Here is an 18,640-nt window from a genome sequence, read left to right on the forward strand (position 1 = left end):
AGTTGAACCTTCTTCCTGTCGTTAATAGTAAGGCATAAGCATTACGATATGTACGAAAGGAAATACGATAATCCAGCTATCGCAGCGGTCAAGAATACCTCCATGACCGGGCAGCAGCGAGCCTGAATCCTTAATACCGTACACCCGTTTATAGGCTGACTGCACAAGATCTCCAAGCTGACCGAGAACCGCACAGGAAAGTCCAATTAGCAGCGCACGCCAAAGGGTCAGCAGATCTGGAACAAACAAGGCAAACACAATCGCAATGACAATGGAGATGAGCACCCCGCCAAGGGCTCCCTCCACTGTTTTGTTGGGGCTAATCGCCGGCCACAGCTTATTCTTGCCGATGCTTCTGCCTACAAAATAAGCGCCGGCATCACTCCCCCAGATACAGCACAGCAGAAGGAAGGTCCAGACCAAGCCATGCCCATCGCCTGCTGCGCGGGCAATCGCCATATAGGAAAACCCCATTCCTATGTATACAATTCCAGTGAACATAAGAGCAGTGATTTTAATATCCAGCTTATTCTTACTAAATACTGTAACTAAGAGGAACAACAGCAGCAGCAGCCAAATTCCTTGTTCCCATGACAGAACCTGGGAGACGCCAAGTAATTCCCAAGGTATCATAAAACATAATACAGATAGATAACCAATTATGGCAGTACCGCTAAAGGGTTGTATCCCCATCATTTTCACAAATTCATAATAGCCGATAAGGGCCATGGCGGTAAGCAGCATCTGATACGGCCAGCCACCCCAAAGACATAAACCCAAAAATACCGCTCCGGCAACTATCCCGGTGATCAATCGCTGCTTCAAAGGCTCCCATCTCCCATCAGGCTACTTCAGTCCGCCATAACGCCGTGTGCGGCGCTGATATTCCGCCACAGCCTGCAGCAAATGCGACTTGTCAAACTCCGGCCAGTAAGCATCTGTAAACCAGAACTCACTGTACGCAATCTGCCAGAGCATAAAATTACTGAGCCGCATCTCCCCGCTAGTACGGATCAGCAGATCCGGATCGGGCAGCCCGGCAGACAACAGCCTGTTATTAATCAGCTCAGAAGTAATCTCATCCGGAGACAGCAACCCAGCCTGAATATCCCGGCCCATGTCACGCATACAATCCTCAATCTCTTTACGCGAACCATAATTGAGTGCAAAATTTAAGACAAGTCCAGTGTTGTGCTTCGTCCGGGCAACTGCTTCTTCCATCGCGTTGCGGGTATGTGCAGGCAATGCATCGGTATCCCCCATTACGCGGACTTGTACATTTTTTTCGATAAGCTCATCCAGCTCAAGAGCCAGGAACTCCACAGGCAGACGCATCAAGAAATCCACTTCGTCCTTTGGCCGTTTCCAGTTCTCGGTAGAGAAAGCGTACATGGTCAAAAACTCCACTCCCAAATCATTTGCTGCAATTGTAGTGCGTTTGACCGCCTTCATCCCGTTCTGGTGTCCAACAATGCGCGGCAAGCCACGGCGTTTGGCCCAGCGGCCATTGCCATCCATAATTACAGCCACATGCCGGGGAATGTTATCCGGTGAAATCTCAACTGGCTGCTGCCTGTCTTTACGGCTCAACCACGCTTGAATCCGTTTGATCATTTCCGTTTCCTCCAAGCTCTTATCAGAAAGAGACAAACCCCACCATAAACGGAGGGGCCTGAAGTCTCTTGAATTTCTTTATACTTCCATGATCTCTTTTTCTTTAGCCAAGAGCACTTTATCAACTTCAGCTATGAACTTATCCGTTGACTTCTGAATGTCCTCCTGGTGCCCATGGGATTCATCTTCCGAGATGCCGTTTTTCTCCATCTTTTTGATGTCATCATTCGCATCACGGCGGATGTTGCGAATCGCCACCTTAGCTTCTTCACCAAATTTCTTGGTGAATTTTACGAGCTCGCTGCGGCGCTCTTCGGTAAGCGGCGGGATAGAAAGGCGGATGACGGAACCGTCATTGGCAGGTGTAATCCCAATATCGGATTTCATAATCGCCCGTTCGATGTCGGACATCGAGGTTTTATCCCAAGGCTGGATCAGCAATGTCCGGGAATCCGGTGTGCTGATGTTAGCCAACTGATTAATAGGGGTAGGCGCACCGTAGTATTCAACTTGGATGCGGTCGAGCAGCGACGCAGAAGCGCGTCCTGCACGCAATGTTGCCAGGTCGCGTTTTAGCGATAGAATCGCTTTTTCCATACGCTCTTCGGCATTTTTCTTGACCGATTGTGGCATTAATCTACACTCCCTTTAACAATCGTCCCGATTTTTTCACCCAGAACGACACGTTTGATATTGCCTTGCTCTGTAATGGCAAACACAATGAGCGGTATATTGTTATCCATGCACAGTGAGGAAGCGGTGGAATCCATGACGCCAAGGTTTTTGTTCAGCACTTCCATGTAGGTAAGCTGCTCGTATTTCTCGGCTGTACTGTCTTTGAAAGGATCGGCGGAATATACTCCATCCACTTTATTTTTCGCCATCAGGATGACCTCTGCCTCAATCTCGGCCGCTCTAAGCGCTGCTGTCGTATCGGTCGAAAAGAACGGATTACCCGTACCTGCGGCAAAAATAACTACACGGCCCTTCTCCAAGTGCCGAATCGCACGGCGGCGAATATAAGGCTCGGCAATCTGCTGCATGGAAATCGAAGTTTGCACCCGTGTCGGCACATCAATTTGCTCAAGCGCATCCTGCAGAGCGAGGGAGTTCATTACTGTTGCCAGCATCCCCATGTAATCGGCTGTTGCCCGGTCGATACCGCTAGCACTGCCCGCAATTCCGCGCCAGATGTTGCCTCCGCCACACACAATAGCAACCTGAACTCCAAGCTCGACAACTTCCTTGACCTGCTCCGCGATGGAAATAATCGTATCGGCATCAATACCATATCCGTTTTGTCCTGCAAGTGATTCACCGCTAACCTTAAGGACTACTCTCTTAAATACCGGCTGTTCCAATTGTATACCCTCACTTTCTTACAAAAGACGGAACACTACGTGTATGTGTTCCGTTCTTTTGATGCTTGCCTTTATTCAATTCTATATGCTATAAGCAGCTATCTATTATTGATTTACTTGTGCCATTACTTCTTCTACGAAGTTGTCGACTTTCTTTTCCAGACCTTCGCCCAGCTCGTAACGGACAAAACGACGGATGGAGATGTTTTCACCGATTGTGCTGATTTTTTCGTTCAGCAATTGGGAGATCGTCTTGTCTTGGTCTTTAACGAAAGATTGTTCAAGCAGGCAGTGTTCTTCATAGAACTTGCTGATGCGGCCTTCTACCATTTTTTCAACGATTTTCTCAGGCTTGCCCTCGTTCAGCGCTTGAGCTTTCAGGATTTCTTTTTCTTTTTCTACTGCTTCTGCAGGTACTTCTTCACGACGAACATACAGCGGGTTTGCTGCTGCGATCTGCATAGCAATATCACGTGCGAATTCTTTGAAGGCATCTGTTTTGCCTACGAAGTCAGTTTCGCAGTTGATTTCAACGAGTACGCCGATACGTCCGCCAGCGTGGATGTAAGACTCAACAACGCCTTCAGTGGCAATACGTCCTGCTTTGTTGGCTGCAGCGGAAAGACCTTTCTCACGCAGTAATTCAGCCGCTTTGGTGATATCACCATTAGCTTCTTCCAGCGCCTTTTTGCAATCCAGCATACCTGCGCCTGTTCTTTCACGAAGTTCTTTTACTGCTTTTGCATCTACTGCCATTGTTTATTCCCTCCAGATAATTGTCGTTATGTTGCACGGCTTCAAGTTCATTATCCTAAAAAAAGGGCAGTGAGAGGTTATCCACCTGCCAACCACCCTTTTCATTTAAGTTCTTGTTAAGTTCCGGCTACTGCTTAGGCTGTAGTTGTATCTTCGCCCTGGTGAGCTTCCACAACAGCATCAGCCATTTTACCAGTCAGCAATTTCACAGCGCGGATAGCGTCGTCATTGCCTGGGATTACGTAGTCGATTTCATCTGGATCACAGTTGGTATCAACGATAGCTACGATAGGAATACCCAATTTGCGAGCTTCCGCAACAGCGATACGCTCTTTACGCGGGTCAATGATGAACAGCGCGCTAGGCAGACCTTTCATGTTCTTGATACCGCCCAGGAATTTTTCAAGACGATCTTTCTCTTTGCGGAGAAGGATAACTTCTTTCTTAGGCAGTACTGCAAAGGTACCGTCTTCTTCCCACAGTTCCAATTTCTTCAGGCGGTCAATACGCTTCTGAATAGTTTGGAAGTTGGTCAGTGTACCTCCGAGCCAACGTTGGTTAATGAAGAACATACCCGAACGTTCAGCTTCTTCTTTTACGGAATCCTGTGCTTGTTTCTTAGTTCCTACGAACAGGATTGTTCCGTTGTCGGCAGCTACACTCTTTACAAAGTTGTAAGCTTCCTCTACCTTTTTAACCGTTTTTTGCAGGTCAATAATGTAAATTCCGTTTCTTTCAGTGAAGATATAACGATCCATCTTTGGATTCCAACGACGAGTCTGATGACCGAAGTGTACCCCAGCTTCGAGAAGCTGTTTCATGGAGATTACTGCCATCTTCACACACCTCCTAGGTTTGGTTTATTGTGTGTCTCCTCCGCCGAGTGTCATTTCTCTGCAAGACTTTCTTCAGAAGAAAGCACCACTTGCAGAAATCAACCGGCGTGTGTTTTAACACCGTCAACTAATATACCATAATAAAATAACGTATGCAACGCTTCGTGTAAATTTTTTCATTTCCCTGCACAGAACCAATATTTATCTCACGGTGATCAGCTTATCAATGATAGAGTTAATGCTCTCGCCTTTTGCAAAAGAGTAGCTGCCGTACTGAATTCTGGTGTTGGCTTTACGGTCTTTGGCAGTCTTCAGGAACTTATCCTTGTCCTTAACAACTCCAGCTTCGATCAAAAGGTCTGCGGTTTCGGTGAGTGTAATTCCGTTTGGAATCTTTACAGATACCGCTCCGGCAGCCACAGGCTCAGGTGTAGAAGGTGGGCTCACTGGTGAAGCCTTAACTTGAGGTTTGGCCGTAGCAGAGGAGACTGGAGAGCTCGGCGCTGCCGGCTCCGCAGGAGTTGAAGCTGCAGTTGGCTCCGAAGCTGCCTTAGGGGATGCTGCCGGAGACGCTTTCGGCGATGCCGAAGGCTGAGCGGAGCCAGAAGGAAGAGCGGACGCAGAATTATCCTTTGCGGCATCCTGCTTGCCCTGCTCAGCATTCTGTCCCCCTTCAGCCTGGTCCCCCGCCGCTTTATCGGCTACTGTCAAATTAAGCTTGGCCGCTTCCTTGACCAGCTGTTCTTTGGACATTGGAGCGGCCCCCGCAGAGATCATCAGTTGAAGCAGCAAAGCGCCGATAATCAGCCCGGCGCCAAGACCAAACATGAAGGAACGATTCTTGATCATACGGATTCCTCCTGCTTGGCAAGCTGCAGAATCAGTTGCACTTCACCACGCTGAAGCCCAGCCGTCTTGGCAATAGAGTCAATTGACTTGCCTTGCTCATGAAGCTCGAACAGACGCGGATAGCGCAGCTTAATTGAACTGACTGGTTTCGGCTTCGGTTCAGGCAATTCCACAGCCGTTTCCGCAGTCGCTGTCTTTGCGGCGGCCGAATCTTTGCTGTAAGCAGCCGATAGCTGAAGCAAACTCTTTTCTTCTGCAGTCAGTCTGGCGTCAAGCATCACCGAGCTTTTTTGCAGCTCAGCCACCTGCTCCCGCAAAGCGGCAATCTCTTCCTGCAGTGCTTCCCTGTTATTCTGGGATTGTTGTTTGATGCCGCTGACAAGCTGCAGCATTTTATCATTTTCACGCTCGATGTCTGCCATATACAGCTCAAGTGCGGCCTCTGTTTCCTTCAGGCTCTGTTTCTCCGCTGTTTCGTTAGTGCGCGAAGGCAGTCTTAGGGCATAAACGATAGCGACAGCACCTACCAGCACGATATATACCCATGGTTGCAAGTGTCTTATCTCCTTTTGCTGTTCAATTCATTTACAAGCTCTAAAGACTAAGATCAATTCGGTGTCCCTTGTACGGATGCTCGGCATCATGGCTGGTCTCCGGCTTCTGTTCTTGCTGTGAGGAAGCATGGCCTCCCGCATGTTTCCCCCGGCCGCCATCGTCCCGCAGCGTGGATTCAGCGGACTCATCCACTTCGCTGCTCCGTTGAGCCAGCGCCTCGGCTTGTTTCACATTTTGTCCTGCCAACTGCTGCTGATCCAGCGCAGGACGATGCTGCAGACCATTCTGAATTTTCCCTGCTTCCGTTGTCCGGGGCAGAGCAATCTGGAGTTCAACCGGCTTCAGACTCATGATAACCCTCTCCTAACTGGAATGGACTTACAACCGAGATTTGCTATCCTAACGCCAAGGAATGGCCGGCCGCTGCCGCTGCCCGCCATTTTATACGTAAGGCGTAATCGTTATATCGCCTTCGCTATAAATAAATATAACACGTTCGGTCGGATCCTTAACGAATCGGGTGTATCTGCCAATTACGATTTTGGAGCCTCCGTAAATTGTCTTGATTACCTCAACTCTGGCTCTGCCGGTATCCTCTAGCATTCTCTCAATTTCCAGCACGCGTTCTTTAAGCTTCTTTTCTTCACGCATATGAGATTGCTTGGTAGCATTCAGCTTGACGCGAAGAGCCACCTTGTCGGGTGAGAGCTGACCATTGTTCGCGAGCTGATTGAGCAGATATAACGCTTTGTTGGTCTTGTCCTCATTTTCCAGCAGATGGCGAAGCTCCTGACGAAGCTCGTTAATCTCATTTCTCAGCTCGGGAACAACGCCCACCTCTATTGCCGTTGCGGTTGACATCGTATTGCCGATGGTCCGCGCCACCACACGTTCACCCGCCTGCACAATTCCACCCACGATCAAACCCTTGGCCCCATTGCACAAAACGTCCCGGCCAGCACGAATGTTGGAGTGCATTACGCTTTGCGACACAATAACATCCTCACCGGCAACTACATTTCCATCCTGGATAAAGGAGACCTTTACATTTTTGCCTGCGCTTACAAGTCCTTTGTTGTAGCCGATGATTCCGCCGGTAATCTCGATGGAACCTCCGGATATCAGCTCCGCTCCTTCAACGCCGCCAACTACACGGATATCTCCGGCAGACTTGACGGTAAACCCGGTCAGTACGTTTCCGCGAATAACCACTGTGCCAACAAAATCAATATTGCCCGTGCTGTAATCGACATCCCCATTGATTTCGTATACCGGGAATACATTAATCTTGCCTTTGTCGGTTAAAGTAACGAGACCGTCAATCGCAGCATACATGGATGTTTCTTCTTGATCGACAAGCACATTTTTGCCGACTTTGAAATGCGCCTCCCTCCCCGGTTTGAAGGGAAGCTCCTCGCCAGTAACCATTTTGCCGTTTTTCCCTGGCTCGGCCGGGATGATTTTGGCGATCAGTTGCCCTTTTAGAACGTTATGAAGCCGAACCAGATCCTTATAATCGACTTTCCCATCCGCCTTTTCCAAGGGCTTACGATCCTCTTCCAGATCAACAGTGAGCATTACTCTGCCGTCTATGCCGTTCACAGAGGGTTCTCCTATGGCTATAGGTACTCTGCTGAAAAAATACTCCTCCGGATTGCTGCTGATACGTTGAACGATGTCCTGTTGAATACCGTAACGAATCTCGTGACTGTGCAGGAAGCTTTCCAAATCTTCAATTGTACAGGAGAAATTTTCATCCTTCTTAATAAACTGGAGGTAAGCAATCCCCTTATCCTCCGAAAAGCTGATGCTCACATATTGGCTCAAAGCATAATGACCAATCAACTTCTGCTCCCCCTTGTCACCGTCGCCCGGTTAATCATTTTGCATGAGAAGATCGCGATTTTTCTCAAGCGTCCCTCTCAGCCGCAAAATGGCTTTCGAATGAAGCTGCGAAATCCGTGAAGGCGACAGTGACATCACCTCGGCGATCTCGCTCAAAGACAAATCTTCATAATATAAAAGGGACACTACTGTCCGTTCTTTCACTGTTAGTTTCTCGATGCCTTTGGTCAGGGTATCGCGCAAATAAAACTCATTTACTTTACGATCCGGATTCTTGGCTTTATCGTCCACCAATATGGACATGCGGGTCTCTGATTCTTCTTCACGAATAGGATCCTCCAACGAGCAGAGTGACATAACCGCTACATCCTGGAGCATATTTTGAAATTCCGACTCCGTAATATTCAGATATTCGCTCATTTCCTCGTCACTGACAGATCTTAAATATTTCTGTTCCAACTGCTGATACGCATCTTCGATCTTTTTGGCTTTTTCCCGCACGGATCTGGGAACCCAGTCGCTTTGCCGCAAAGAATCAAGAATCGCCCCACGGACACGCCAAGAAGCATAGGTCTGGAATTGAAACCCGCGTTTGTAATCGAACTTCTCCATGGCATCAATCAATCCCATTACACCATTGCTGGCCAAATCTTCCTTTGATACATTTTTGGGCAGTCCCACTGCCAAACGGCTGGATACGTAATCAACTATATGGAGGTAACTCTCAATCAGCTTTTTTTTGGCCTCAGGGTTTCCGTGCACTTTCCACTGTTCCCAGAGCTCGTCAGTTTCCGATTGAGTAGCTTTTTGCTCGTTCAACGGCTTTCACCCTTCCCAAAGTTTAGTCAGCGGGCATATTGCGGTACAAAATAACCGCTTCGCCACAGGACCCGCTTATTCTTCTTTCAGGTGACGAACGGCCTTGGCCAATTCTTCAGGATCTTTCATAGAAACCAGCTTTGGAGGCTGCAGCGGCATAAATCCACCACTGCCCTCGCCCCCTTCTCCCGGCGTCTGCTTCAGCAGGTTTATTAATTCCTCGTCCTCATCCGGAGTAGTAATATCAAGCTTGGCCCCAATTGCCTCAGCGCTGGGATTTTCCCCGAGGCTTTCCGAAGTACCGGATTGCTTCATAATAAAGCTCACTACCAATATCAAGAGGAAAGCAAGCAGAAACCAGACAATAAACCCAAACATCCCCCGAATCAGGCTGGTCCCAAGTAAATTATGCCCGTAATTCGTAAGAAAAGTAAATACAAAGCCAATCAATCCGACCAACAGACTCAGCAAAATTTTTCGATTCATCGCTATATTTCCTTAGTGCCTTTTTGCACACTGCGGATATAGAGTACTCCGGTGTTGCAGGCGATTTCTATCGTACGGCCAAAATTGCCGCCTGTGTCTTCCGCAATCAACGGAATTTTCAAAGCCTCCAGAGCAAGCTTGCAGGATTCCACATTTCGAGGCCCGATCCTCATGGTGTCACTCCCCCCGGCAAAAGCAAACATCTGTGAGCCTCCGGCCATCTTGGCCACGATACGGCTCCGGACTGCTCCAAGCGCAAGCAGGCGGGATAAGAGCTCCGGCACGGCGGTATCCGCAAATTTGGCGATATTCATCTGTCCATCCCGGGCGATGTCTGACGAGGGCAGCATTACGTGCGCCATCCCCGCCAGCTTCATTCCAGGATCGAACATAGTAAGGCCTACGCAGGAGCCAAGACCGGTTGTACGGACAAGACTGTCTTGACTGCCTACGTTGAGATCCGCCATGCCTACTTTTATTATGCTTTGTTCTTCAATCATTTTCAAAAGGTACTCCTAAAGATTTGAAGATTTTCGGGAAAGATTCCGGATCGGGAATAAGGAAAAATTGCCCTTCGATTTCATTCTGCCCTTCAAGAAAAGTTGTGTCAATGAGCAAAGCATCATCCCCCATTTGCCCGAACTGCAGCAGACCATAGCTCAGAATCGCTCCAGCCATATCCATAGCCAGTGCAGGAACAGTCGGATACATTGAAAGGGAAGTGAAGTCCGCTAGAGAAGACAGATAGGAGCCTGCCAAAATATTGCCGATTTCGCTCAGTGCAGAAAGCTCCATCTCCCCCAGTTCTCCCTCGTTCGAAAGCTCGATGCCTGCTACCCTGCTAAGAAGGTTCATCGCCGCTTCCGGTGTAAGAATGAAAAACAGGTTGCCCGGAGCTTCGCCTTCAACACGCAGGAACACAGCATACACCAGTTCCTCTGCTCCGCCTACCTTGTCGGTAATTTCTTCAAAGCTTAGCAGTTGCACCTTAGGAACTGCCATATCAATCGGCTTGTTCAGGAGCTGCGATAACGCGGTGGCAGCGTTGCCGGCTCCGATATTCCCCACTTCCTTAAGTACATCCATTTTGAAATCCTTGAAGTTTTTGAATAGCTCCACAGGTTAGCCCTCAAGACTTTCCAACTGCACGATTTCGCTCTTGTTCAACACTTCGGTCAAGTTGAGCATAATCAGCAGACGGTCTTCTCCGATTTTCGCCACCCCGTCCAAGTATTTCGCTTTGATGCCACCTACAACATCCGGAGGTGTATCAATGGAATCCCGGTTCAAGTCAATAACGTCATTTGCTGAATCTACGATGAAGCCTACTTCCATTTCATTCACAGCTACGATGATAATGCGTGTCTGATCCGTATGTTCCGCCTCTGCAATGCCGAACCGGCCGCGGAGATCAATAACAGGAATGACCACACCGCGCAAGTTGATAACCCCTTTGATAAATGCATAGGTTTTCGGTACACGGGTAATCGGCATCATACGCTCAATGGTTTGAACTTTTTCGACCTCAATGCCATATTCTTCAGATCCTAGTTTGAACACAATCACCTTGATATCTTCAGCCATGGAATGAACCTCCCTGTTCTATCCTAATTATTTAATAAAAGCATTCGGATCAATAATGAGTGCGACTTGTCCGTCACCAAGAATAGTAGCGCCGGAAATGCCTTGAACCTCCGGCAAATATTTGCCGAGATTCTTAATTACAATTTCGTTCTGTCCGATGAAATCCTGCACCGCCAGGGCTACCAGACGGTCTCCCTTGCGAATAACCACAATTTCGGTTTCCTCTTCGGTGCTTTCATCATAATCCGGTATTGAAAAAATCTTGCTGAGTGAAACGATCGGAATATGGCTGTTACGGAATTCCATCATTTTGTTCCCGTGAATGGTACGAATCTGGGATTGCTTCACAATTCCCGTCTCAACAATGGACGAGAGCGGAATAGCGTACTTCTCGGCGCCAATCCGAACCAGCATTGCCGCGATTATTGACAGGGTCAACGGAAGCTGAACCGAGAAGTTGGTACCCTTGCCCGGAGTGGAATAGATGGTTACGTTCCCGCCCAGCGAAGCGATCTTCGACTTTACTACGTCCAGTCCGACTCCGCGGCCGGACACGTCGGAGATGACTTCCGCCGTACTGAAGCCAGGGGCGAACAGCATCTGATAAGCTTCGTCATCCGACATGGCCGCAGCCTGCTCCTGGGTAATTACACCCTTTTTCACAGCGGACTTCAAGACCTTCTGCGGATAAATGCCTGTCCCGTCTTCTTCAATTTCGATAAAGACATGGTTGCCGCTATGGAAGGCGCGCAGATTAACCGTACCTGTCTCCGGCTTGCCGGCGGCAATACGGTCAGGAATGGATTCAATACCGTGATCGACTGCATTGCGCAGCAAATGCACCAGCGGGTCTCCGATTTCATCAATGACCGTGCGGTCCAGCTCTGTTTCAGCACCGGTAATGATCAGGTCAACCTTTTTATCCAGCGATTTCGCGAGGTCGCGAATCATCCGCGGGAAACGGTTAAACACGGTATCTACCGGAACCATGCGCAGCTTCATGACGATATTCTGCAGATCGCCGCTGACCCGGCCCATATGCTCAACCGTTTCTGTAAGATCGGTATTTTGCACTTCGGAAGCAAGCTGTTCCAGACGGACACGGTCGATCAGCAGTTCGCTGAACAGGTTCATCAGCACGTCCAGCCGCTCAATATCCACACGAATTGTCCGGGAAGGCGCTGCGCCGGTTCTGGCTGGTGCAGCTTTGGCTGTTTCTTCTTTGGCAGGTGCCGCAGAAGCCGGAGTGCTCGGGGCGGATGCAGAGGCTGCTTCTTTAACTGGAGCGGGCGCCTCGGCGGTTGCCGCTACCGAATCTTGTCCCATTTGACGCAAGGATTCCTGATCGAGAGCCACTGCAGTAACCTTGTCGATCTCTGACAGATTCAGTATCATCGCCTGAATCTCGCTTGCTTCCTTTTGAGTTATGTAATAGAGGGAGAAGCTGTAATCGAACTTCTCCTGCTCAATGTCCTGAACCGAAGGGAAGGATTTGACGACCTCTCCAGAACGCTCCAGGAGATCAAAGACCATATAAGCACGCACGGCCTTAAGCTGACAATCCGTACGGATGGCTACATCCACGTACAGGACCTTGTGGCCTTCCTGCAACGACTGCTCCAGAACCGAGTATTGGAACTCATCGAGAAATACCGGAGCGTTTGCCGCATTTTGGGGCGCAGCAGCAGTAACCTCGGCAGCAGCTCCAGCAGCGGCAGGAACCTCGCCCCGGACAATGGCCTGCAGAGCAGCTACAATTGCCGAGACATCGGCCTTGCCTGCTCCTCCGCTTGTAATGTCCTGTACCATGGATTCCAGGGCGTCCAGACTTTTGAAAAGCGTGTCAAAAATGAAATCCTGCATCCGCAGCTTGTTGTTGCGCACCAAGTCCAGAACATTCTCCATTTGGTGCGTAAGTGAAGCCAAATCCTCAAAACCCATTGTAGCCGCCATGCCCTTTAAGGTATGTGCGGAGCGGAAAATGACCTGTACAATACTTAGATCTTCAGGATTTGCTTCCAGCCCCATCATATTTTCATTCAATGACTGCAGATGATCATTTGACTCATCAATAAACATGGATAAATATTGATTCATGTCCATGAGCGGGCACCTCCCCTTCAAGTTCGCTTTTCCATTATTTTACGGCTTGCACCAGCCTTGGAGCAATTTCTTGCAACGGCAGGACATGTCTAACGCACTGCAATTCCACCGCAGACCGCGGCATCCCGTAAACCACACAGGTTTCTTCACTTTCGGCAAAGGTAGATGTAACACCCGAATCGTAGAGTGCTTTCATCATTTTGGCACCGTCACTGCCCATCCCTGTCATAATCACTGCATGGCGCTCCAGTGAAGTAAGCGGCAAAATCGACTCGAACAGCGTGTCCACAGATGGACGATGTCCATTGCGGGCTTCCTCCTTCGTAAGGTCGATGGCATACTGGCCGCCGGCTGACGGAACAACCTTGAGATGATAGCCCCCCGGAGCAATGTAAGCTGCTCCTTGCCTTAAGATCATCCCCTGCTCCGCTTCCGCTACATCAAGCGGACTGAAGGTATTCAGACGCTGAGCCAGCGATTTGGTGAAATTGGGCGGCATGTGCTGCACAATGACAATCGGAGCCGGGAAATCCGCCGGAATGTTCTCCAGGAATGCCTTTAGGGCACGCGGGCCGCCTGTGGAGCAGCCAACGGCGACCAGTTTGCGCAGCCCTTTACTCGCAGGCTTGCGGTCGGCCGCAACTGCAGGAGGGTCATTAAATGCACCGGATGCCGTTTCAGGCACAGGACGAGCTTCAGGAAATGCCGGCTTAGCTTCGGTTCTGGTGCGATTTCTAAGCTTCTCAGAAGCCGGCGGCGGGGCAGCAGGCGACGCCTTGGTTAAGTCTTGAGAAGGAGTCTTTTCAGCAGCAATTCTGCCTGGAGTTTTCCCCTTTGTATCCTTCTCAGGAGTGAGCCTCGTCTCCGGTTTTAGCTTCGTTTGCTCAACTGATGACTTACGTGGAAGCTCCGGTGCTTTCTTCGGAGGCTCCAGGGTCCGTCTTGCAGGCTCGCGAACAGGCTCAGCCGGCACTCTCGTCTCTGCAGCAGGACTCTCAGGCGCTTTAAGGGAGGAAGCTCTGGCTTCACGCTGCTGGCGGGCCAGCATAGCTTCTTTCATTTGCTCTCTGAGCGACTCCCCTACGGCCATTATATCCTGTGAGTTAGAGATGGACGGCTTGCGGATAAAATCAAAAGCCCCCCACTCCAATGCCAGAATCGTTTCCTTCATGCCTTTTTCATTGATACCAGATAACATAATTACCGGCAATGGACGCTGGGCCATAATGATCTTGAGCGCCTCCAGGCCGTTCATTTCCGGCATCTCCACATCCATGGTTACCAGATCCGGGGAAAGCGCATTTACCTTCTCAATAGCTTCCCGGCCGTTTGATGCCGTTGCCGTCACCTGAAAATTAGCGTCACTTTCAATCAAATCGGAAATGATTTTGCGCATAAATGCAGAATCATCAACGACCAACACCTGATATGGCTTCATATCATTTCCACCTCTGTTCCTCAAATTCAGAACAATTATTGTTTTCGCTTCAACCACTTATTGATGAATCCCTTGATGCCTTGTACTTTAGTGATGTCCGCCGAATCAGCGGCCAGATAGCTAAACGCTAGGCGTTGCACATCTTTGGCTGCCGCACTGTTCGGAAAAGCCACCGAGAATGGAATTTGCTTTTTTACTGCTTGCACTACATGAGTGTCGCTGCTAATAAATCCGAGAAAGGGAATATCCAGATTCAGAAAGCGGCTTGCAGCCATTCGGATTTTTTCACTGGTGCCTCTTGCCTCTCTCTCATCCCCCGCCTGATTGACAATCAGCTTGAATGGAATCTCGGGATGGGAATTATTCACTACCTTCATCAATGCATAAGCATCCGTTATTGCGGTAGGCTCAGGAGTTGTCACCACCAGGCAGTCATCCGCAGAAGTAATGAACTTCATCGTTTCTTTGGAAAGTCCCGCCCCTGTGTCAAACAGGATAAAATCCATCGTGTCAGCAATCCTTGCAATCTGGTCTGTAAAGTAGCTTAAATCCGCCTCTGAAAGCGAAAATAACTCATCCATTCCTGAACCGCCTGCGATAAAAGGAAGCCCGTTCGGACCGTTTTGAATGATCTGCCCGATTTCCGCTTCTCTTTTTAACAAATGATAAAGATTGTATTTTGCCGACACACCCATAAGCACGTCTATATTGGCCATTCCAATATCGGCATCGAACAAAAGCACCTTTTTGCCCATCGCTTTGAGTGCGAGTGCAAAATTCAGTGTGAAATTCGACTTGCCGACACCACCCTTTCCGCTGCAAACGGTAATAATCCGGGCGGAATTCCCGCCCCCGAGTACGCGTCTGGGATCCTGGCTGGATACAAGCTGCCTTAAGGATTGCGCCTGATCCATCACATGCCCCCTGTTCCCAAAAGCATCCCGCGCAACTGCTCCTTAGTAGCTGTGAGCAAATCGTCGGGAACATTCTGGCCGTTGGTTATATATGAAAGCTTAAGCGGGAAATCATTCAGGACATTGAAAAGCGGTCCATAGCTTCCCGTCTCATCCAGCTTCGTAAAAATCACCTTATCGAGCTGATAACGGCCAAAATGCTCAGCAATCATTTTCATATCACGGCTTTTGGAGGTCAGGCTAAGCACCAGAATAGTTTCACTCTTAAGCTCCTTGGCCAGCAGGCTCTGAAGTTCAGCAACCAGCATTTCATTCCTGTAATTGCGGCCTGCTGTATCCATTAACACAAGATCACAGCTCTCGAGCCGGAACAAAGCTCTCTGTAAATCGCCGGGTGACTGAACAACCTCCAAAGGCATATTCAGAATGGCGGCATACGTGCGCAGCTGCTCTACAGCGGAGATGCGGTACGTATCCGACGTAATGAGCCCCACCTTGCGGCCTTGCTTGAACAGTTGCTCTGCAGCCAGCTTGGCAATTGTTGTCGTCTTGCCTACTCCTGTCGGGCCGGCAATATACACAATCCGCGTATCCGGTGCAATGCCATTTGCAATACGCCCGGATAAAAAGCCATCCACCTGCGCTTCCAGCATTTCGCTGAATTTCTCCTCAGTCCAAGTGCGGCCCTCATCGTTCCAGCGTTCAAAAACATTGCTGATCCACTCATCCATCAGCACGGTATCCGTCTCCTGCTCAATGAGGCGGTCTTTCAGTAGCTCCAGCCGCTCCGGAAGCTCCACAGCCCCTGCAGAGTAGCGGGCAATCCGTTCCATCCAGTGCTTCATATCACGAATTTCCCGGAGTACATCACTATCCGCCTTTGAAACGCTAGCTGAGGCTAATTCTCTTCCCGCAGCTTCATCAAGGACCGGCTCGCTTAGCGGGCCTGCCTTGGAAGACGATAGGGGCTGCACATCACTCTTGTCTTCCGCATATTCCGCTGAGACATCCTCCTCGTGAGGCATTGGCAGAACAGCAACAGCCCCGCTTGGTTCGGAGGCTTCAGACAAGGCGGCAGCAATCTCGGCAAAAGCCCGTTTAGCCGCTGCCTCATTTGCAGGAGCGGCCCCTACTAGCTCATTTGCACCTGAAGCCGCCGGTGCCGAAGTTCCGGCGGCTTTTTGATAGGCTTGCGGGACCGCACTGCGGGGAATGTTCTGAGGGGCTGCCAGCGGCTTGTCTAACGCTCCAGGCTTTTTGGTATTTTCGACTGCGGCGACAACCTCAATTTTTTTCTTTTGAAACATTCCCATAAACCCGCCGACCTTAATCTCCTTTGTGCTCAAGATCACGGCATCGCTTCCCAGCTCGCTGCGGATGGACTGCATGGCGTCAGGCATCGTATCGACCACATAACGCTTCACTCTCATAAGTTCACCACCCCAACGCTTTGGATTTCAATATTAGGCTCCAGTTCGCTATAGGACAACACCGGAATATCCTGCATTGTCCGCTCTATCACCTGGCGCAAATACATCCGGATGGTCGGCGATGTCAGCACAATCGGCTGCTGTCCTGATTGAAGAAGACGATTGATCTGCTCGGTAAGCCGCTGATAGACCGTCTGTGTTGATACAGGATCAAGCGCCAGATAGCTGCCCTGCTCCGTCTGCTGCACGCTTTCGGAGATTTTCTTTTCCAGATTAGGTCCAACTGTAATTACCCGGAGCGTTTCTCCGGACTGGGAGAATTGCTGGGTAATCTGTCTGGAGAGTGCCTGGCGGACATATTCGGTCAGTATATCAGGGTCTTTGGTATAGGTGCCGTAATCCGCCAATGTCTCGAAAATTGTTACCAGATCGCGAATCGAAATCTTCTCACGCAGAAGCTTGCCAAGCACCTTTTGGACATCTCCAATCGCCAGCACTGAAGGAATAAGCTCGTCCACCAGCACGGGATAATTCTCACGGAGATTATCAACCAGTTGTTTCGTTTCCTGGCGTCCAAGCAGCTCATGTCCATAACGTTTGATGAGCTCTGTCAAATGGGTAGCCACAACAGATGGAGGATCAACTACAGTGTAGCCGGATAGCTCCGCCCGCTCTTTTACCGATTCGTCAATCCATAACGCCGGCAAACCAAAGGATGGTTCCACAGTCTCAATACCGTTAATAGACTCATCATCATACCCGGGACTCATGGCAAGATAGTGATTAAGTAATAATTCACCGCCGCCTACGTTATTTCCTTTAATTTTGATGACATATTCATTCGGTTTTAGTTGAATATTGTCGCGAATTCGGATAACCGGAACAACAAGTCCCATTTCCAGTGCACATTGCCGCCTGATCATAATGATCCGGTCAAGCAAATCCCCGCCTTGCCCTGTATCGGCCAGAGGAATAAGCCCATATCCGAACTCGAATTCGATAGGATCGACAGTCAGCAAATTGATTACACTCTCTGGACTCCGCACTTCCTCGATCTGCTTCTCTTCGACTAGCTGTTCTTCGGCAATCTGTTTTCGGTTTGCCTTTTGACTCATGCTATAAGCCGCATATGCCATTAGCCCCGCAAGCGGCAGAGTAGACAATACGGTGATCGGAGTGAAGAAGCCCAGAAAGGCGATGGTTACTGCAACAATGTAAAGAAGCTTAGGGTAAGACAATAATTGTCCTGTCAAATCCTCTGCCAGATTCCCTTCGGAAGCGGCGCGGGTAACAATCAGCCCTGAAGCCGTTGAAATCAGCAGTGCAGGAATTTGGCTGACGAGACCATCCCCAATTGTCAGTACCGAGTATGTTGACAAGGCCTCTTGAAAAGGCTTGCCGTGTACAGCAACCCCGATAATAAATCCGCCGATCAGGTTAATCAGCAGGATGATGATGCTGGCGATAGCGTCTCCCTTAACAAACTTACTTGCACCGTCCATGGCCCCGAAAAAGTCCGCTTCACGTTCAACATTGCGCCGGCGTTCCCGGGCCTGCTGTTCATTGATCATTCCGGCGTTCAGGTCAGCATCAATACTCATCTGCTTGCCGGGCATTGCATCGAGTGTAAACCGGGCGCCTACCTCGGCAACGCGCTCTGAACCTTTGGTAATAACGATGAACTGCACAACCACTAGTATCAGGAACACGATAAACCCAATGGCAATCTGTCCTCGCGCTATCCAACTTCCGAACGTTGCCACTACTTCACCTGCATGACCATCAGAAAGAATCAGCTTAGTAGTAGAGATGTTCAGCGCAAGCCGGAACAAGGTTGTGATCAGAAGCAGTGAGGGGAAAATCGAGAACTGAAGCGGGTCCTTCGTATTCATTGCGACCAAAATGATGGTTAGGGCGATTGAAATATTGATAATTAGCAGTACATCCAGAAGCCAAGCCGGGATGGGCAGAATCATCATAAGCACAATGCCGATAACACCCAGTAAAACTGTAAGATCTCTAGTCTTCAATGTCCTTAACCTCCCCCGGC

20 protein-coding genes are annotated in these 18,640 nt (G+C 49.5%); all 20 read right to left on the minus strand.

From position 1 onward, the window contains the following. Positions 1–21: 21 nt before the first annotated feature. A complete protein-coding gene (locus tag AC0LWN_RS04815) occupies positions 22–825 on the minus strand; it encodes a phosphatidate cytidylyltransferase (protein ID WP_474663436.1) in 804 nt (267 codons plus the stop codon). A 21-nt stretch (positions 826–846) separates the two neighbouring features. After that, positions 847–1,614: an undecaprenyl pyrophosphate synthase gene (gene uppS, locus AC0LWN_RS04820; RefSeq protein ID WP_458962613.1), complete on the minus strand. Its 768-nt coding sequence runs from the start codon at positions 1,612–1,614 to the stop codon at positions 847–849. A 78-nt stretch (positions 1,615–1,692) separates the two neighbouring features. Further along, entirely contained in the window at positions 1,693–2,247 is a 555-nt protein-coding gene (gene frr / locus AC0LWN_RS04825; protein WP_019910443.1) for a ribosome recycling factor, read from the minus strand. Next, positions 2,247–2,975 carry a UMP kinase gene (gene pyrH / locus AC0LWN_RS04830; RefSeq protein ID WP_025705355.1) on the minus strand — a complete coding sequence of 243 codons (729 nt, stop codon included), beginning with the start codon at positions 2,973–2,975 and terminating at the stop codon, positions 2,247–2,249. Before pyrH ends, frr begins: the two co-directional genes overlap by 1 nt. A gap of 105 nt (positions 2,976–3,080) precedes the next feature. Next, positions 3,081–3,731, minus strand: coding sequence for a translation elongation factor Ts (tsf, locus tag AC0LWN_RS04835; protein ID WP_458962615.1), 651 nt, complete (start codon positions 3,729–3,731; stop codon positions 3,081–3,083). Positions 3,732–3,865: 134 nt separating this feature from the next. Continuing rightward, on the minus strand, positions 3,866–4,567 hold the full coding sequence (gene rpsB, locus AC0LWN_RS04840) for a 30S ribosomal protein S2 (protein WP_019910439.1): 702 nt from the start codon (positions 4,565–4,567) through the stop codon (positions 3,866–3,868). Between the two features lie 201 nt (positions 4,568–4,768). After that, positions 4,769–5,416, minus strand: coding sequence for a hypothetical protein (locus AC0LWN_RS04845; protein ID WP_474663437.1), 648 nt, complete (start codon positions 5,414–5,416; stop codon positions 4,769–4,771). After that, positions 5,413–5,970 carry a hypothetical protein gene (locus AC0LWN_RS04850; protein WP_474663438.1) on the minus strand — a complete coding sequence of 186 codons (558 nt, stop codon included), beginning with the start codon at positions 5,968–5,970 and terminating at the stop codon, positions 5,413–5,415. The genes AC0LWN_RS04845 and AC0LWN_RS04850 overlap by 4 nt, the downstream gene beginning before the upstream one ends. 40 nt (positions 5,971–6,010) lie before the next feature. After that, positions 6,011–6,322 carry a hypothetical protein gene (locus AC0LWN_RS04855; protein ID WP_474663439.1) on the minus strand — a complete coding sequence of 104 codons (312 nt, stop codon included), beginning with the start codon at positions 6,320–6,322 and terminating at the stop codon, positions 6,011–6,013. A 90-nt stretch (positions 6,323–6,412) separates the two neighbouring features. Next, positions 6,413–7,816: a flagellar assembly protein A gene (locus AC0LWN_RS04860; RefSeq protein WP_474663440.1), complete on the minus strand. Its 1,404-nt coding sequence runs from the start codon at positions 7,814–7,816 to the stop codon at positions 6,413–6,415. Positions 7,817–7,846: 30 nt separating this feature from the next. Beyond that, positions 7,847–8,635, minus strand: a complete 789-nt coding sequence (locus AC0LWN_RS04865) for a FliA/WhiG family RNA polymerase sigma factor (RefSeq protein ID WP_458962620.1) — start codon at positions 8,633–8,635, stop codon at positions 7,847–7,849. 75 nt (positions 8,636–8,710) lie between these two features. Continuing rightward, positions 8,711–9,121, minus strand: coding sequence for an SHOCT domain-containing protein (locus tag AC0LWN_RS04870; protein WP_474663441.1), 411 nt, complete (start codon positions 9,119–9,121; stop codon positions 8,711–8,713). A gap of 2 nt (positions 9,122–9,123) precedes the next feature. Then, positions 9,124–9,621: a chemotaxis protein CheD gene (locus AC0LWN_RS04875; protein WP_458962622.1), complete on the minus strand. Its 498-nt coding sequence runs from the start codon at positions 9,619–9,621 to the stop codon at positions 9,124–9,126. After that, the gene (locus tag AC0LWN_RS04880; RefSeq protein ID WP_474663592.1) at positions 9,614–10,207 is read right to left on the minus strand and encodes a chemotaxis protein CheC; all 594 of its coding nucleotides are present in this window, start codon (positions 10,205–10,207) and stop codon (positions 9,614–9,616) included. Before AC0LWN_RS04880 ends, AC0LWN_RS04875 begins: the two co-directional genes overlap by 8 nt. 36 nt (positions 10,208–10,243) lie before the next feature. Continuing rightward, the gene (locus tag AC0LWN_RS04885) at positions 10,244–10,705 is read right to left on the minus strand and encodes a chemotaxis protein CheW (protein ID WP_019910429.1); all 462 of its coding nucleotides are present in this window, start codon (positions 10,703–10,705) and stop codon (positions 10,244–10,246) included. Between the two features lie 27 nt (positions 10,706–10,732). Continuing rightward, complete coding sequence (locus tag AC0LWN_RS04890; protein ID WP_474663442.1) at positions 10,733–12,808, minus strand: chemotaxis protein CheW; 2,076 nt, start codon at positions 12,806–12,808, stop codon at positions 10,733–10,735. Positions 12,809–12,842: 34 nt separating this feature from the next. After that, positions 12,843–14,246: a protein-glutamate methylesterase/protein-glutamine glutaminase gene (locus tag AC0LWN_RS04895; protein WP_474663443.1), complete on the minus strand. Its 1,404-nt coding sequence runs from the start codon at positions 14,244–14,246 to the stop codon at positions 12,843–12,845. 35 nt (positions 14,247–14,281) lie between these two features. Continuing rightward, entirely contained in the window at positions 14,282–15,163 is an 882-nt protein-coding gene (locus AC0LWN_RS04900) for a MinD/ParA family protein (protein ID WP_458962625.1), read from the minus strand. Beyond that, complete coding sequence (gene flhF, locus AC0LWN_RS04905) at positions 15,160–16,590, minus strand: flagellar biosynthesis GTPase FlhF (RefSeq protein ID WP_474663444.1); 1,431 nt, start codon at positions 16,588–16,590, stop codon at positions 15,160–15,162. Before flhF ends, AC0LWN_RS04900 begins: the two co-directional genes overlap by 4 nt. Then, entirely contained in the window at positions 16,587–18,620 is a 2,034-nt protein-coding gene (flhA, locus tag AC0LWN_RS04910) for a flagellar biosynthesis protein FlhA (protein WP_458962627.1), read from the minus strand. Before flhA ends, flhF begins: the two co-directional genes overlap by 4 nt. Positions 18,621–18,640 lie beyond the last annotated feature (20 nt).

The organism is Paenibacillus sp. sgz302115 (genome assembly GCF_056120445.1).

Excerpts from the sequence above, each read along its gene's own strand:
- uppS (WP_458962613.1), bottom strand. The coding sequence starts at position 1,614 with ATGATCAAACGGATTCAAGCGTGGTTGAGCCGTAAAGACAGGCAGCAG.
- AC0LWN_RS04855 (WP_474663439.1), bottom strand. The coding sequence starts at position 6,322 with ATGAGTCTGAAGCCGGTTGAACTCCAGATTGCTCTGCCCCGGACAACG.
- AC0LWN_RS04890 (WP_474663442.1), bottom strand. The coding sequence starts at position 12,808 with ATGGACATGAATCAATATTTATCCATGTTTATTGATGAGTCAAATGAT.
- flhF (WP_474663444.1), bottom strand. The coding sequence starts at position 16,590 with ATGAGAGTGAAGCGTTATGTGGTCGATACGATGCCTGACGCCATGCAG.
- AC0LWN_RS04885 (WP_019910429.1), bottom strand. The coding sequence starts at position 10,705 with ATGGCTGAAGATATCAAGGTGATTGTGTTCAAACTAGGATCTGAAGAA.
- rpsB (WP_019910439.1), bottom strand. The coding sequence starts at position 4,567 with ATGGCAGTAATCTCCATGAAACAGCTTCTCGAAGCTGGGGTACACTTC.
- tsf (WP_458962615.1), bottom strand. The coding sequence starts at position 3,731 with ATGGCAGTAGATGCAAAAGCAGTAAAAGAACTTCGTGAAAGAACAGGC.
- AC0LWN_RS04880 (WP_474663592.1), bottom strand. The coding sequence starts at position 10,207 with ATGGATGTACTTAAGGAAGTGGGGAATATCGGAGCCGGCAACGCTGCC.
- AC0LWN_RS04845 (WP_474663437.1), bottom strand. The coding sequence starts at position 5,416 with ATGATCAAGAATCGTTCCTTCATGTTTGGTCTTGGCGCCGGGCTGATT.
- AC0LWN_RS04895 (WP_474663443.1), bottom strand. The coding sequence starts at position 14,246 with ATGAAGCCATATCAGGTGTTGGTCGTTGATGATTCTGCATTTATGCGC.
- frr (WP_019910443.1), bottom strand. The coding sequence starts at position 2,247 with ATGCCACAATCGGTCAAGAAAAATGCCGAAGAGCGTATGGAAAAAGCG.
- AC0LWN_RS04870 (WP_474663441.1), bottom strand. The coding sequence starts at position 9,121 with ATGAATCGAAAAATTTTGCTGAGTCTGTTGGTCGGATTGATTGGCTTT.
- AC0LWN_RS04875 (WP_458962622.1), bottom strand. The coding sequence starts at position 9,621 with ATGATTGAAGAACAAAGCATAATAAAAGTAGGCATGGCGGATCTCAAC.